This window comes from Alteromonas sp. IB21 (assembly GCF_016405965.1).
Taxonomy (GTDB): Bacteria; Pseudomonadota; Gammaproteobacteria; order Enterobacterales; family Alteromonadaceae; genus Alteromonas.
This window is the reverse complement of record NZ_JAEFCD010000001.1, coordinates 222307-236935: the sequence shown is the minus strand read 5'-3', so window position 1 is coordinate 236935 and position 14629 is coordinate 222307. Positions and strand designations below refer to the sequence as shown.

At 43.7% G+C, this 14629-nt stretch carries 10 protein-coding genes; all 10 read left to right on the top strand.

The window, feature by feature from the left end; genetic code table 11:
* Window positions 1-126 precede the first annotated feature (126 nt).
* The 10 genes from JC525_RS00990 (at window position 127) to JC525_RS00945 (ending at window position 14626) form a co-directional block, all read left to right on the top strand.
* Window positions 127-3072: a TonB-dependent receptor gene (locus JC525_RS00990; RefSeq protein WP_198813409.1), complete on the top strand. Its 2946-nt coding sequence runs from the start codon at window positions 127-129 to the stop codon at window positions 3070-3072.
* A 325-nt stretch (window positions 3073-3397) separates the two neighbouring features.
* Complete coding sequence (locus JC525_RS00985) at window positions 3398-6208, top strand: TonB-dependent receptor (protein ID WP_198813407.1); 2811 nt, start codon at window positions 3398-3400, stop codon at window positions 6206-6208.
* 66 nt (window positions 6209-6274) lie between these two features.
* On the top strand, window positions 6275-7405 hold the full coding sequence (locus JC525_RS00980; RefSeq protein ID WP_198813404.1) for a prolyl hydroxylase family protein: 1131 nt from the start codon (window positions 6275-6277) through the stop codon (window positions 7403-7405).
* A gap of 5 nt (window positions 7406-7410) precedes the next feature.
* Window positions 7411-7683, top strand: a complete 273-nt coding sequence (locus tag JC525_RS00975) for a hypothetical protein (RefSeq protein ID WP_198813401.1) — start codon at window positions 7411-7413, stop codon at window positions 7681-7683.
* A gap of 102 nt (window positions 7684-7785) precedes the next feature.
* Window positions 7786-8718 (top strand): aspartyl/asparaginyl beta-hydroxylase domain-containing protein, encoded by a 933-nt coding sequence (locus JC525_RS00970; RefSeq protein WP_233094803.1) that lies wholly within the window; start codon window positions 7786-7788, stop codon window positions 8716-8718.
* Complete coding sequence (locus JC525_RS00965) at window positions 8660-10534, top strand: putative 2OG-Fe(II) oxygenase (RefSeq protein ID WP_233094801.1); 1875 nt, start codon at window positions 8660-8662, stop codon at window positions 10532-10534. The genes JC525_RS00970 and JC525_RS00965 overlap by 59 nt, the downstream gene beginning before the upstream one ends.
* 405 nt (window positions 10535-10939) lie before the next feature.
* A complete protein-coding gene (locus JC525_RS00960; protein WP_198813395.1) occupies window positions 10940-11638 on the top strand; it encodes a 2OG-Fe(II) oxygenase in 699 nt (232 codons plus the stop codon).
* Between the two features lie 335 nt (window positions 11639-11973).
* Complete coding sequence (locus JC525_RS00955; protein ID WP_198813392.1) at window positions 11974-12735, top strand: DUF3450 domain-containing protein; 762 nt, start codon at window positions 11974-11976, stop codon at window positions 12733-12735.
* Between the two features lie 6 nt (window positions 12736-12741).
* Entirely contained in the window at window positions 12742-14100 is a 1359-nt protein-coding gene (locus JC525_RS00950) for a MotA/TolQ/ExbB proton channel family protein (RefSeq protein WP_198813389.1), read from the top strand.
* A 1-nt stretch (window position 14101) separates the two neighbouring features.
* Window positions 14102-14626 (top strand): MotA/TolQ/ExbB proton channel family protein, encoded by a 525-nt coding sequence (locus JC525_RS00945; protein WP_012517736.1) that lies wholly within the window; start codon window positions 14102-14104, stop codon window positions 14624-14626.
* Window positions 14627-14629 lie beyond the last annotated feature (3 nt).

Below are 14629 nucleotides of genomic sequence, written 5' to 3'. Positions count from 1 at the left end.
CTTAGTTAGTCAATTATCCTTTCGGATAATATTTGTTATCTCTAATAAATACAAAAGTTTAGGTCCGCTTAATTGATTTTTCATAAAAGCTCAACACTAAGCTATGACTAACCAGGGAATACGTACATGTATCAAATCAAAAGAAGTGCAGTTGCATTGGCAGTTGCACTGTCGATTGGTGCCACAGCGCCAGCCTTAGCAAATAACACCAATGGTTCAATTCAAGGAACCTCTGTTCAAGTAAATGGTAGCGGTCTTTCAAACGTCACTATTACCATCGAAAACTTAGAAACTGGGCTTACTCGCTCTGTTCAAAGTGATGAATCAGGTGATTTCCGTTTTCCATTACTTCCAGCGGGTAATTACAAAGTTACGGCAGAAAAGAATGGGTTTCGTACCACCATTCAAGACTCTGTAAAAGTAGGTATTAGCGGTAAGACAAACCTTGATATGCGTCTTGCTAGTGATGATGTAGAACGCATTGAAGTTACTGGTACCACTATTGCCATGGTTGATGTAACAAGTTCAAGCACAGGTATTGTGGTAGACAGCGTCACTTTGGATAGAGTACCGGTGCCTCGTAACCTGACTTCTGTTGCGCTATTAGCGCCAGGTACAACGCAAGGTGACTCAGCCTTTGGTGATTTGCCATCAATTGGTGGTGCATCGGTTGGGGAGAATGGTTACTACATTAATGGGTTGAACATCACTAACTTCCGTACTGGCGTGGGCTCAAGTGAGCCACCGTTTGATATGTATGAAACGTTTGAAGTAAAAACAGGTGGATACTCAGCAGAATTTGGCCGTGTAACCGGGGGTGTTATAAACGCAAAAACCAAAAGTGGAACTAACGAATTTAAAGCTGGCGCTAATTTTTATTGGGAGCCGGATGCACTTCGAGAGCAGCGTGATTCGTCTCGTAACAATAAAAACGGTTTGTATCGCATCGATAATACGCGAGACGAGATAGACGAGTGGGATGTTAACGTTTGGGCAAGCGGTGCATTAATAGAAGATAAGTTGTTCTTTTATGCGCTATTTAACCCTCGCTCTTCTGAAAATAACTACGTAGGTGATCAAACAAACACGAGTGACGGTGTAAAACAAAACGGCTTTTTTGAAAAAGATGATGATGCATTTTGGGTAGCAAAACTTGATTGGTATGTTACAGAAAACAATATTCTTGAAATCACCGCTTTTTCTGATGAACGCTCAACAGAAATCACGACGTATGATTCTATCGACCGCGGTGATTTCACTAATGCTCGTGTGGGCTACGAAGATGAAGGTGGTTTAAACTATACGGCAAAATGGACGAGTATCATTAATGATGACTTCTCGATTTCTGCGCAATATGGCATCAACAAGCAAGACAGAACAGTGCGAAGCGAGTTAGACGGCAACCCAGTTGTTTACTATCGTTATGACAGCACAGCGGCGTTCGTTCCTACAAGTACATGGGCTAACTTCACCGCAGAGCAGGGCGATGATGAACGCGAAGTTATTCGATTGGATGCAGATTGGTATGCAGGCGATCACTCATTAAGATTCGGAGTAGATTACGAAAAGCTTACTTCCAACAGCAATACTATTAACTCTGGTAACGCCTATTATTTATACTATGTTGATGACAGCGATCTAGCTAACGAAGAAATTTACCAAGTTCGATACCGCGACTATAACGTTGGTGGCCAGTTCGATTCTGAAAACTTCGCCTTTTATGTCCAAGATCAGTGGCAAGTTACTGACAACTTGGTTATTAACGCAGGTCTTCGCAACGATACGTTTGAAAATTTTAATGCTGACGGTGAGTCTTTCGCCAAACTTGATAACCAGTGGGCACTTCGTCTAGGTGCAGTATGGGATGTATTTGGTGACGGCGAGACCAAAGCATGGGCAAGCTACGGCAGATACTACCTACCTATCGCAGCAAATACCAACATTCGTCTTGCAGGTGCCGAAACCTATACCCAAGAGTACTACGAATTTGAAGGTTTCGCGGATGAAGCGTTGGGTATTCCTAATCTGACTGGTGCTAAAACACAACCTGATGATGTATTTGCCGACGGTACTGCAAAATCGCCAGATGAAATCGTCGATCAAAACTTAGATTCAATGTACTCAGATGAATTTATTGCGGGCTACCAATTCCAGTTGAACGACGAATGGAGCATGTCAATTCAAGGTACGTATCGCGAGCTTTCAACGACTATCGAAGATATGGCGATTGATGCAGCTGTTATCGAATGGGCGGCAGCAAACGGCTACGGTGACGTATCTGATATTTGGGATGGATTCCACCAGTATGTGCTAACAAACCCTAATTCTGATATGCGCATTGGTACTACTGAATTGCCGGGAGCAGAAGGCGAGTTGGTTTACATGGACTTATCGGCTGAAGATTTAGGCTACCCAGATTCAATTCGTAAGTATGCAGCTGTTGATTTTATGTGGCAGAGAGCATGGGACGGTGTGTGGATGCTTAACGCTGCGTACACCTGGTCACACAGCTGGGGTAACAACGAAGGTTATGTTCGCTCAGACAACGGTCAGGATGACGCAGGTTTAACAACGTTATTCGACCAACCTGGTCTACTTGATAACGCTTACGGTGACTTGCCAAATGACAGACGTCATCAGGTTAAACTTTACGGTGCTTACGCAGTTACGGAAGACTTGACCCTTGGTGCCAATCTCCAGTTCTGGACGGGTCGTCCAATCAACGCTTTCGGTTATCACCCGACAGATATTTTTGCTCAAGCTTATGATTCAGAGTCATTCTTCGCCGGTGGTGAGCCTGCGCCGCGTGGTTCTCGTGGCCGTACTAGCAGCTATTACTCTATCGACGTTTCTGCTTCCTACAATATCGATATAGGTGAAGAGCAGAAGCTGGTTGTGAGAGCGGATATTTTCAACCTTCTTAACAATGACCGCGTTACAGAAGTTAATGAAATATATGATGATGAGGGTTCAGCGGATCCAACAAATCCTGATGTAAACCCTAATTACGGTCTACCAACCGCGTGGCAAACACCGAGATACGTACGATTCAGTGTGAATTACTCGTTCTAAAGCGCAGGTAGAACAAAAACTTAGAATAGGGCGAGAGTATACTTAAGTGGTAAACCTCGCCCTTTTTAATAAGCAGCACAAAAAGTGAACTGGCAAGGTCGGCTTTTGTGCTTAAAGTGTTAAATGTAAGTTAATATTTACAAAAGAAGGCTGAAAGACAAAAAAAAATTGAACTTTTAGGGAACACCCGTCTGATCCCAGTTGACCCTGTGCTTAGGATGTGGTTATTATCAAATTGAGGCTTTGACCTTACTAATAATAATTCGTTATATAAACGATTTAAGAAACACACACTAAGAGTTTTAGTGGTCCAGGGAGACAATACATGTTTACAAACTCTAAGCTGGCTAAGTCAGTGAAGTTAGCTTGCGCATTCGGTGCTGCATCAACTATCGGCTTCACTGGTGCAGTTAACGCACAGGAAACCGAAGAAGCAGCGGACGCAGTAGAAAAAATCGAAGTAACGGGTTCTCGTATCCGTCGTACCGATATCGAAGGTGCCAACCCAGTTACAGTGATGTCACGTGTTGATATCGAAAAGTTCGGTGTTACATCAATCGGTGACGTTCTTCAAGCAATTCCTTCTGCAGGTTCTGCTATCAACACCAATAATAACAACGGCGGTAATGGTACAACTACTATTAACATCCGTGGTATTGGTTCAAACCGTACACTAGTTCTTGTTAACGGCAAGCGTTGGGCCCCAGGTATTGGCGGTTCTGTTGACCTTAACAACATTCCAGCTGCAATCATCGAGCGTATCGAAGTACTGAAAGACGGTGCTTCAGCGGTATACGGTTCTGATGCGATTGCGGGTGTTGTAAACATTATTACTCGTCAAGATTTCGAAGGCGTTCAAGCATCTGGCTACATTGGTCAGTGGGATGAAGGCGACGGTAATAAAGAGCAGTGGGACATTGGTTTCGGTACAGCGAACGACAAAGGTAACGTATACTTCAACATCTCTTACGTTGAAGAAGAGCCTACATTAGCGGGCGACCGTGAGATTTCTGCAGTACCTGTTTTCGGTACGCCTGCAGGTTTTGGTGGTTCATCGGCTCCTCCTCAAGGCCGTTTCTTTACGTTTGACCAGGCCGGTAATGGTTTCAGTCAGCAAGGTGACGGTAACGGTGGCCTAGAGCCATGGGTTGAACCAGATAGTCGCTTCAACTTTGCACCGTTTAACTATCTATCTACGCCGCAAGAACGTACAAATATCTACACTCAGGCACGTTATGAGCTTACAGACAACGTATCTGTTAACGTAACGGGCTTCTACGGTAACCGTAAGTCAGAGCAGGCTCTTGCGCCTACGCCATTATTTTTAGGTACCGCGTTTGCTGAAGATGCTACATTGGCCGCTAATCACCCGTTCAATCCATACGGCGTCACCGTAACGACGGACCCAACGATCCTCGCGTCAGATCCTACATCTCGTGAAATGTTCTTATTTGGTCGTCGTATGATGGAAGCGGGTTTCCGTAGCTTCAAGCAGAACGTTGACCAGTTCCAGTTCAACGGTGGTTTTGAAGGTGTATTTGAGTTTGCTGACAGAGAGTTCTTCTGGGATGTAAACTATACTTATGCAGATATCACTCAGAACACATCTACCGACGGCCTACTTAACATGGACCGCGTAAGAAGCGCGCTTGGTGACCCTGCTAATTGTACTGGCGACTGCGTTCCTCTGAACTTATTTGGTGGTGCACCTGAAGTTATCGGTGAAGGCACAATCACGCAAGAAATGCTTGATTACATTACCTTTACTGCACAAGACGAGCTTAACTCAGCTCTTGAGAGCTACTCTGCAAACATCTCTGGTGAAGTATTTGAACTACCAGCGGGCTACCTAGCATTTGCTGCGGGTTACGAGAAGCGCTGGCAGTCAGGTTACGACCAGCCTGATGCAATCATTGCTGCGGGTATCACTTCTGGTAACGCGCGTTTGCCTACCTCAGGTGCGTTCAGTGTTGAAGAAGCTTACCTAGAGCTTGCAGTACCTCTACTTTCAGATATGCCTGGTGTAGAGCAACTAGACCTAGAACTTGCTACTCGTTACTCGGATTACAGCAACTTCGGTGATACAACTAACTCTAAAGTTGGCCTTAAGTGGCGTATTAACGAAGACCTACTTGTACGTGGTACATGGTCTGAAGCGTTCCGTGCACCTTCTATCGACGAGTTGTTTAGCGGTAACAGCGATGCATTCCCACCACTAACGGATCCATGTAACGGCGGTGCAGCGGGTAACCCTAACCTTCCTGGTTGTGCGGGTATTCCAGCAAGTTATGTTCAGCCTAACTCACAGATTCGTATCACCGTTGGTGGTAACGCGAACTTACAGGCTGAAGAAGCTGAAAGCTTTACTTATGGTTTCGTTTACTCACCTGCGCAAATTGAAGGTTTATCAATCACGTTTGACGTGTTCGATATTGAAGTTGACCAAGCTGTATCTTCAGTAGGTGCGCAAACTATCCTTAACGCGTGTGCTGAGACAGGTGAAACACTCTGTTCACTAATCACTCGTGGTGCTGGCGGTAACGTTGTTGACCTATTTAACGGTCAAATCAACCTAGGTGGTCAAACGACTTCTGGTTTCGATTACAACGTAGCGTACAACTTCGAGACTGAATACGGTGATTTCCGTATAAACTGGGATGGTACATACATCGATGAGCGTTCACTGATTGTTGTTGACCCAGTAAGCGGTACTTCAGAGACCTTTAACGATGCAGGTCAAGCGGGTGACCGTGACGTTGTTCCACGTCTACGTACTAACTTAGCACTTACTTGGAACTACGACGATTGGACAGCTAACTGGTTAGTGCGTTACATCGGTAACACGACTGAGCTATGTCAAATCGACGGCGGTGCACTTGATCAGCAGCTATGTAGTGATCCGGTTGATCCAACTGCAGAAGAAGGCGATAGCTTCAACGAGCTAGAAGCAATGGCTTATCACGATGTATCGCTAGGCTATGCAGTTAATGATAACCTTCGCATTACTGTAGGTGTGAACAACTTGTTCGACACCGACCCAGAAGTTTCTTACTCGACGTTTGCTAACAGCTTCGACCCGTCTATGTATGAAATCCCTGGACAATTCTTCTACTCACGCGTAAACGTGACCTTCTAATAGAAGTGTAGAATGAACTAATTAAAAGCCTCTTCGGAGGCTTTTTTGTTGTGTGGACAACAGGAAATGAATATAGAACAGTGCATCAAGAATGCTAACGAAGCCCACTCGTCGGGGAATACCGATGAGGCGATGAGATGGCTAAAGCAAGCAGGTAGCTTGGGAGATCTTAATGCGGCACTAGACTATGCCTATTTTAAGTCAGGGGAGAACCCAGCTGAATCGGTAGAGTTCTTAAATGGTGTAGCGTGTGCAGACAACCCCGTCGTTAAGTTTCATAAATTGCAAATTGGTTATTTTGGTGAAGTGACAACGAGTACTAGTGTAGTTGCTAAGACGCTACTTACACTTGGCAACAAAGGTGTTATTGAGGCTTACTTAGTTGCGCTATCTTACCTATCGATAAAAAGCGCTACATTTTCTTACATTGCAGGCAAGGTGTGTCACCTAGCACCGAATATCAGTCAACAGCTTAATCTGGCTTTACCAACGCAAGGTGAAATTGACAAAGACATTGACCAGCAAGTCATTGAGGAATTGTCCGAATCGCTTGATAGAGAAAATAAGCCTTCAAAAGTGTTAGATAAATCCTTACCTATTGAAATGTACGAAGGCATGCTATCTGAATACGAATGTCACTATTTGATTACGAAATTTAGCCCTCTGCTGCAACCCTCAATGATTGTAGATCCCGTTACGGGAGAGGGTAGGATTGATAGTGTCAGAACAAGTTATGTAGCGATAATAGCGCCTAACCATTGCGACTGGATTACCCGCAAGATAGACAAAGCAATATCACAGATAACGAACACACCAAGATGTAATGGTGAAGCATTGAATTTGTTGAGGTATGAACCGGGTCAGCAGTACAAGTCTCACTATGACGGATTAAACGAAAAAAACGATGCGCTAATGTTTAAAGATGGCAAGCAGCGCATTAAGACTGCGCTTATTTACTTGAATACGGTCAAAGAGGGTGGTGAAACCCTTTTTCCAAAGTTTGATATTAGCATAGCGCCAACAATCGGAAATATGGTTGTTTTTTCTAACACGGACGAGCATGGTGAGATATTGTTAAACAGCTATCATGCTGGTGCGCCATCTATTTCAGAAAATAAATGGTTAGTTACAAAATGGATTAGAGAATGTACAACCATTTATGGTAACGTAGTTTACGGTACTCATACTAAGGGATAACACGGATGAAAAAAGTAACAAAAATAATTATTGCATCAAGCCTTGCTTTAACACTAGGTGCATGTGGTTCAACCAGCAATCAAAGTTCTCAGTATGCAAAAGCTGATACCAATGCTGAAGACGATGGCATGGTATGTAAGTTAGAGAAAAAAATTGGCTCAAACCGAATGCAACGTGTTTGTTACTCAGTTGAAGAGCGCGAGCAAATGCGTGAAGCGGGTAGAGAAGCTTGGACTCGTATGCAGGGTCGAAATGAAACTGGCGGTGGCGACCAGTAATTCAAGACTTTGTAAGGTTAGTATGGGAAGCAAAACACTTCCCATTTTTATATGAATAACAACAATAATCACATCACTCAATTAATTGAAAGCATTGCAACAATGGTTGATAAAGCTGATTATGATTCAGCGCTTTCGGCCTATGCGTCTGTTTTCAAACAATACCCCGAATTTTTAGCTCCCAAAAATAAAGAGCTTCTCACGAAGTCTAGGGCCACTCATATCCATAATGCTGCCAACTTGTCTCGCAGAGCGTTATACAGTGCTTGCCATCACATAGGGAGCACGTCAAGGATTAAGCATGCGGTGAATATGTTGTGTGGCGTTGAAAGAAAGGTTTATCAACACAAAGCACAAAAGCCAAGCTTTCTCTTTATACCTGATTTACCCTCATCGCCATTTTCTGAAATTAGCGAAGTGGATGGGCTTCAAGATTTAGTTAATAAGCTATCTTCATCTAAAGAAGCCTTTCTCTCTTGTGTAAAACATGCAAACGACAACTATGTTCATGAGATAGGAGAGGTTCCTACTTCCGATGAATGGAAAAGACTGAGTGAAAATTGGTCTTCCATGCATTTGATGAAAGGAGGTCACTTTACAGAACATGCCAAACGTCTCCCGCACGACGTTGTGTCTTTGTTTAATTCGCCTTTGTTAGCACATTGCCCAACGCACGCACCTGAAGTCGTGATTTCGGTTTTAAAGCCAAAAGCCTATATTCCTCCCCATTACGGTATCTCGAATATAAAGTGGACACTCCATATCCCGCTTGTTGTTAACGACAATGCTTATTTAGACGTCGCTGGCGAGAAAAGAATGTGGGGGGCAGGAACAGAAGCTTTACTGTTTGACGATAGCTTTGTACATAGTGCGGAGAATCCAGCTGACGAAGCACGAGCGGTATTGATCATCGATATTTGGAACCCCCACTTGACCAAAGTAGAAAAGCAAGACATACAAACGCTGATGCGCGAATATGCAAATTGGTCCGCACATTTTGGTGCGCTTGCAGTATTGGATAAGAGGTTTTACTAACATCATGCAAGGCCAACCTAATATTATGATTCCCCAGCTTATTAATGCATTTAGGCAAGGGGAATTTGCAAACATTGTTAAGGCCGTAGAAGCATCGCCAGCGCTTGTTAATGTGGATCCTGTCGTCGTTCAATTATACGGTGGCTCGCTGCGCAAACTGGCAGAGCATGAGAAAGCAGCGAAAGTTTTTGAGAAAGGGTTAAAAAAGTATCCTTCATCTACTGACCTAATGAATAGCTTTGGTAACTTTCTCTTAGACAGCGGCAATGCAGTAAAAGCCTCACAGCTTTTTAGAAAGGCGAGCAGCATAAATGCGTCGTCTTTCGATTATAGATACAATCTTGCAAGATCCCTTTATGCTGAAAAGAAATACCGTGAGGCCTTGCAACTAGGACAGCAACTATTAGAGGTCCGTTTGAACCATATTTCATTACGTATCCTACTAGCTGCTATTCAGGTTGAACTAGGCAACATAGACAATGCCGAAGCCTATTTAATTTCAGTTCTCAATATCGATAACCGTAATGTCACAGCCCTGAATAATTTAGGCAACCTGAAGCGAGGGCAGGGAAAACTCGTGGAAGCAATTAGCCATTACGAGCTAGCGCTAACACATGCTGTTCAGGCCAATGCCGATACACCACTCATTTATCAGAACTTAGCTGCGGTTATGGGGCTCAATGGTGATACTGATTCATCATTAGCGGTGTACCAAAAAGGGCTGTCGCGTTTTCCCACCGACAGCGAATTGAACAAACAATATGCTCATTTTGCCTGGATAAAGAACGTTTCTTCGCCTTTTGCTTTTTTCGAAGAACAATTGTCGGTCGATAATGCAGAACTTGTACTCGTATATTGTGAATTGATGTTACGCATTGGCGAGCCATCAAAAGCGCGTTATTGGCTTGAAAAGTTAATAGACCACACAGACAAGAGTATTAGCATTGCGGCAACCGCTCATTTAAGTAGTGCCCTTAGAGACTTAGGCGAATTTGAGGCAGCCCTAAATTTAAGCGAAAGCAAATTGAAAGCGGCAAAAAGAGATACCGTCGCACTTCTCGTTGAAAAAGGGTATGCGCTATTAAGCTTAAGAAAATACAAAGAAGCAATTGTAGTATTTGAAAAGGTTTGTCGTATGGCCCCACTCAATCAGGGCTACTGGACACTCCTTTCTACAGCGTACAAGGCGAACGGCAATAGCACCAAATACCAAAGCCTGTGTGATTATCAGCGCTTTGTCCACGCTACCAAGCTTCTAGCAGACAGCGCAGTAAATAATAACTTTGTACAGGACCTGAAGGACTACCTTTCAACGTTACATAACAACGAAAGACACCCAATTGGGCAATCTTTAAGAAACGGCTCGCAAACGTTCGAGAATTTGTTGGACAGCAAACATCAATTATTGCAAACGTTAAGACGCGTTCTAGAAGAAAGGGCACAGGAATTTATAGGCAGTTTGAAAACCGAGAAGAAACACCCCTTCCTTTCTAGGTTAAGTGAAAATCTTAATTTCATAGGAAGCTGGTCTGTACGCCTTCGTCAGTCGGGATTTCACAAATCTCATTATCATTCAGAAGGCTGGTTGAGTGGCGTGCTTTATGTCGACGTTCCTGAAGAAGTTAATCAAGGGGGCAATGGATGGCTATGCTTTGGTCGCCCTGATATAAACGGCGTCGCTATGGATGAAGATTATGCGATTAAACCAGAGGCTGGTACCGTTGTTTTCTTTCCCTCATACCTATGGCATGGGACCAACCCCATTGAGACTGAAAGCCAGAGAATGACTGTAGCTTTTGATATTGTGCCAAATTAACAAATTCTCGATAAGCTCTATATTTTTTCCCTTTTGTTTCAATAATTTGTGCCATAGCACGCTGGTAAACGGGCAAACCTGCTATTTGTGCTTCGCTTAATCCTACGGTCCAATGTTTATATTCTGCTGTATCTGCCGTGCGACTTCGTTAAGACGGAATGCGCTTGCTTCAAGACTCTTAAACACAGTAGTTGCTTCATTTTTCGAACATAAATTATCGAAAACCCATATGGGTTTGTCACCTACGGTATGACTGTAAGTCGGTTTTGCCATTGTATTGTTCTTGGTTTTATTTCTATGAGACTATGACATCATTAATATCAAATTGTGTTGTACAATCCAACGCTATTACAAGAAAAACGCTTCGCAAGAAATGCGTACAGATTAAATAAAACAGGATAATCAATGATTGATGGTATGAATAGTCAGCTGTCTCAAGCTGACATAAAAGCCGCTTTCGACAACGAAAGAAAAGTGCGAGTAAAGAGTTTCCTAACCCAGGAGCATGCCGAACAGCTTTTATTGAGCTTAACGAACGACGTACCCTTTGAGATGGCGTTGGTACGTAATGGTCGTTATGAGTCAATTTCTCAAAGCGCTTGGAAGGCAATGGATAACCAGGCAAAGCAGGCAGTAAATACAGAAGTAATGTCTAATGCGGCTAAAGGTATTGGGTTTGTGTACGGACGACATTTAGTAACGTCAACCGAACGTATTGCCTCAATGAGTAAGTTTTACGAATGGATTAATAGTGAAGCAGTACTTCAATGGGCGAGTGAGCTTAGTGGCTTTGATGATATTCGTACAGCAAGTGTCCAAGCAACCCGTTATACACCAGGCCAATTTCTTACTCGACATCAAGATGTAGTTGAGCGAGAGCAACGCCGTCTTGCTTATGTAATTAATTTGGCACCGCAATGGCATCCAGATTGGGGAGGGTTGTTACAATTTTACGAAGATGATGGTACGACCACCGAAAGTTGGGCTCCAGAATTTAATACATTAAGTCTCTTTGATGTAAAACACATCCACAGCGTAAGCTATGTTACCCCTTTCGCACAGCAACCGCGTTATGCGCTAACAGGTTGGTTTAAAGCAATTTAACAAACTGTATTTTGTGAGAGCGACAGCGAAATAGTTAAAAGTTTACATTAATCGATTAAGTAATGTACGGATGTTTATAATCCCTCTGAATTGTTACTTCGCTGAAAAATGATTGTAAAACCAGCAGATAGCAGTCTAACTGTTAAGTGTAAAGAGCGAGTTACTTGACTAAACGTAACATTCCATGTGAGTATACTACGTTCGTAGTACTAACTATTGACGTTAGTGCTACATCCCTGAAACAAAATTGTGAAAGTTTTATACGCCCCTTGCCCGAATATTTTCCTTATCGGCGAGGATTCAAATAAGAAATTTGGTTGGGAACTATGTCCAAAATGAGCAAGAGAACTCTTATTGCTTCTACTGTTATGGGTGCATTCGCACTAACAGGTAGTGCAGTCTCTGCAGACACGCTTGAAGATCTTCATAAAGAAGAAGCAAAAATCCACGCGGCTGCAGCGAAATCTCAAGAAAAAATCAACACGTTGTTTGAACAGTCTCAAGAACTACTTGTTGAGTATCGTCAAACAGTAGATGAGACAGAAAACCTTAAAATCTACAATGATTACATTGCTAGCCTAGTTGCAGATCAGCAGCGTGGAATCGACTCTCTACAGCGTCAAATCGACAGCATCGAAGAAACTAAGCAGGGCATCGTTCCTCTTATGTTTCGCATGATTGACAGCCTAGAGCAGTTCATCAAACTAGACCGTCCTATCCGTTTGGAAGAGCGTTTACAGCGCGTTGAACGTCTTCGTGACCTTATGGCTAACTCTAACGTTACTGTTTCTGAGCAGTTCCGTCAGGTGTTAGAAGCCTACCTAGTTGAAGTTGAATACGGTACTAAGATTAAGTCTTATCAAGGTACTATTGATGATGCAGGTACAGAAGTCACTGTTGATTTCTTTAACCTAGGTCGTACAGCGTTACTAGCTCTTTCACTTGATCAAACGCACGCGTGGGTTTGGAATAATGAAAGCCGCTCTTGGGAGAAGCTAGGTGATGAGTACCTTTCTTCGACTATTGACGCAGTGAAAATGGCGAACGGAACCATTCCTGCGGCTCTTGTTAAACTACCAATTAGCGCAGCGGAGTAATTGTTAATGAAACCAGTATTCAAATCTCTTTTAGCCGCTGTGACAGTTGCAGTTGCGGCAACCGGAGCGCAGGCTCAGGAAGCAAAGAGCCTGAAAGACCTTCTAGATCAGGTTCAGCAGAACCGTGTTTCTGAAGCAAAACTAGATAAGCAACGCGAAGCTGAATTCCAATCAGCGCGTGCTGACAAGCAAGCGCTTCTTCGCAAAGCTCAAGCAAATCTTAAAGCCGAGCAAGACCGTGGTGACCGTCTACAGAAGCAATTCTCAGACAACGAAGTTACCCTTAATGAAAAAGCAGCTGAGCTAGACCAGGCGACTGGTACCCTTGGTGAAATGTTTGGTGTGGTACGTCAAGCTTCTTCTGAGGCGTACGGTCGTATTTCTACTTCAATCGTAAGTGCACAATACCCAGGTCGTGGTCAGTTCCTAGCAGAGATGTCTGAAGATTCTAAAGGTCTTCCAAACATCAAAGAACTAGAAGACCTATGGTTTGCGCTGCAAAAAGAAATGACCGAAGGCGGTGAAGTAGTTAAGTTCACTACAGAAGTTGTAAATCTTGACGGCGGTTCTTCACAGCAAGAAGTACTGCGTGTTGGTACATTTAACCTTGTCGGTGAAAATGGTTATCTAGCGTATGATCCTGAGTCTGAAGTTGTTCAGCCTCTAGGTCGTCAACCAGACGGTCACTTCGTCGCGTCTGCGGAAAATCTAATTGATGCGACTTCAGGTTTTACGCCTTTCTACGCTGACCCATCTCAAGGCGGTATTCTTGGTCTATTGAAGCAGAAAGCGACAATGTCTGAGCGCTACCACGCTGGTGGCCCAGTAGGTTACACAATTACACTTATGCTTGCTGTTGGTCTATTGATTGGTCTGTACAAAATGATCACATTGACGATCACTGGTGGAAAAATGCGTTCACAGCTTAAGAACGTAAATAATCCTTCAGAAGGCAACCCGTTAGGTCGAATCCTTAAAGTTTATCAAGAGAATAAAACTGCGGATGCAGAAAATCTTGAGCTTAAACTTGATGAAGCGATCCTTCGCGAGCTTCCGAAAATTGAAAGCGGCATTAACGTTATCAAGATTTTCGCAGCGATTGCTCCACTACTAGGTCTACTAGGTACAGTACTAGGTATGATCGAGACGTTCCAGACCATCACATTGTTCGGTACAGGTGACCCTCGTATGATGGCAGGAAGTATCTCAATGGCTCTTGTAACTACAGCTCAGGGTATTATTGCGGCTCTGCCTCTAATTCTTACTCACAGCATCGTAGCTTCTCGTAGCAAGTCAATCATCCACATTCTTGATGAGCAAACTGCTGGTATCATAGCTGCTCACACAGAGTCGGAGAAAGCGTAATATGAATTACCTGATTGGATTATTCGAATCGGTCAGGGACTTTATCGCTACCGGCGGTGACGTACTTTACTTCGTTGCTGCCGCGCTCTTTCTCATGTGGGTTTTAATGATTGAGCGTTACTGGTATTTAACCTCGGTCTTCCCAAAGGTGAAGAAAAACATCATCGCGAATTGGGATGCCCGAGCAGATACCACATCATGGTATGCGCATAGAATCCGTGACGCGTGGATTTCTCAAGCGTCAGACGATCTAAACGCTAGAATGCTGATTATCAGAACCATTATTGCAATGTGTCCGCTAATCGGTCTACTGGGAACAGTAACCGGTATGATCAGTGTTTTCGAGACAATGGCAACGCAAGGCACCAGCAATGCACGCCTAATGGCAGCTGGTATCTCTATGGCAACTATCCCGACAATGGCGGGAATGGTAGCGGCGCTATCTGGGCTGTTCATCAGTTCACGTCTTGAAGCGAAAGTGAAGCTGGCAAGAGAAGGGCTAGTTGATAGCCTGCCACATCATTAGAGA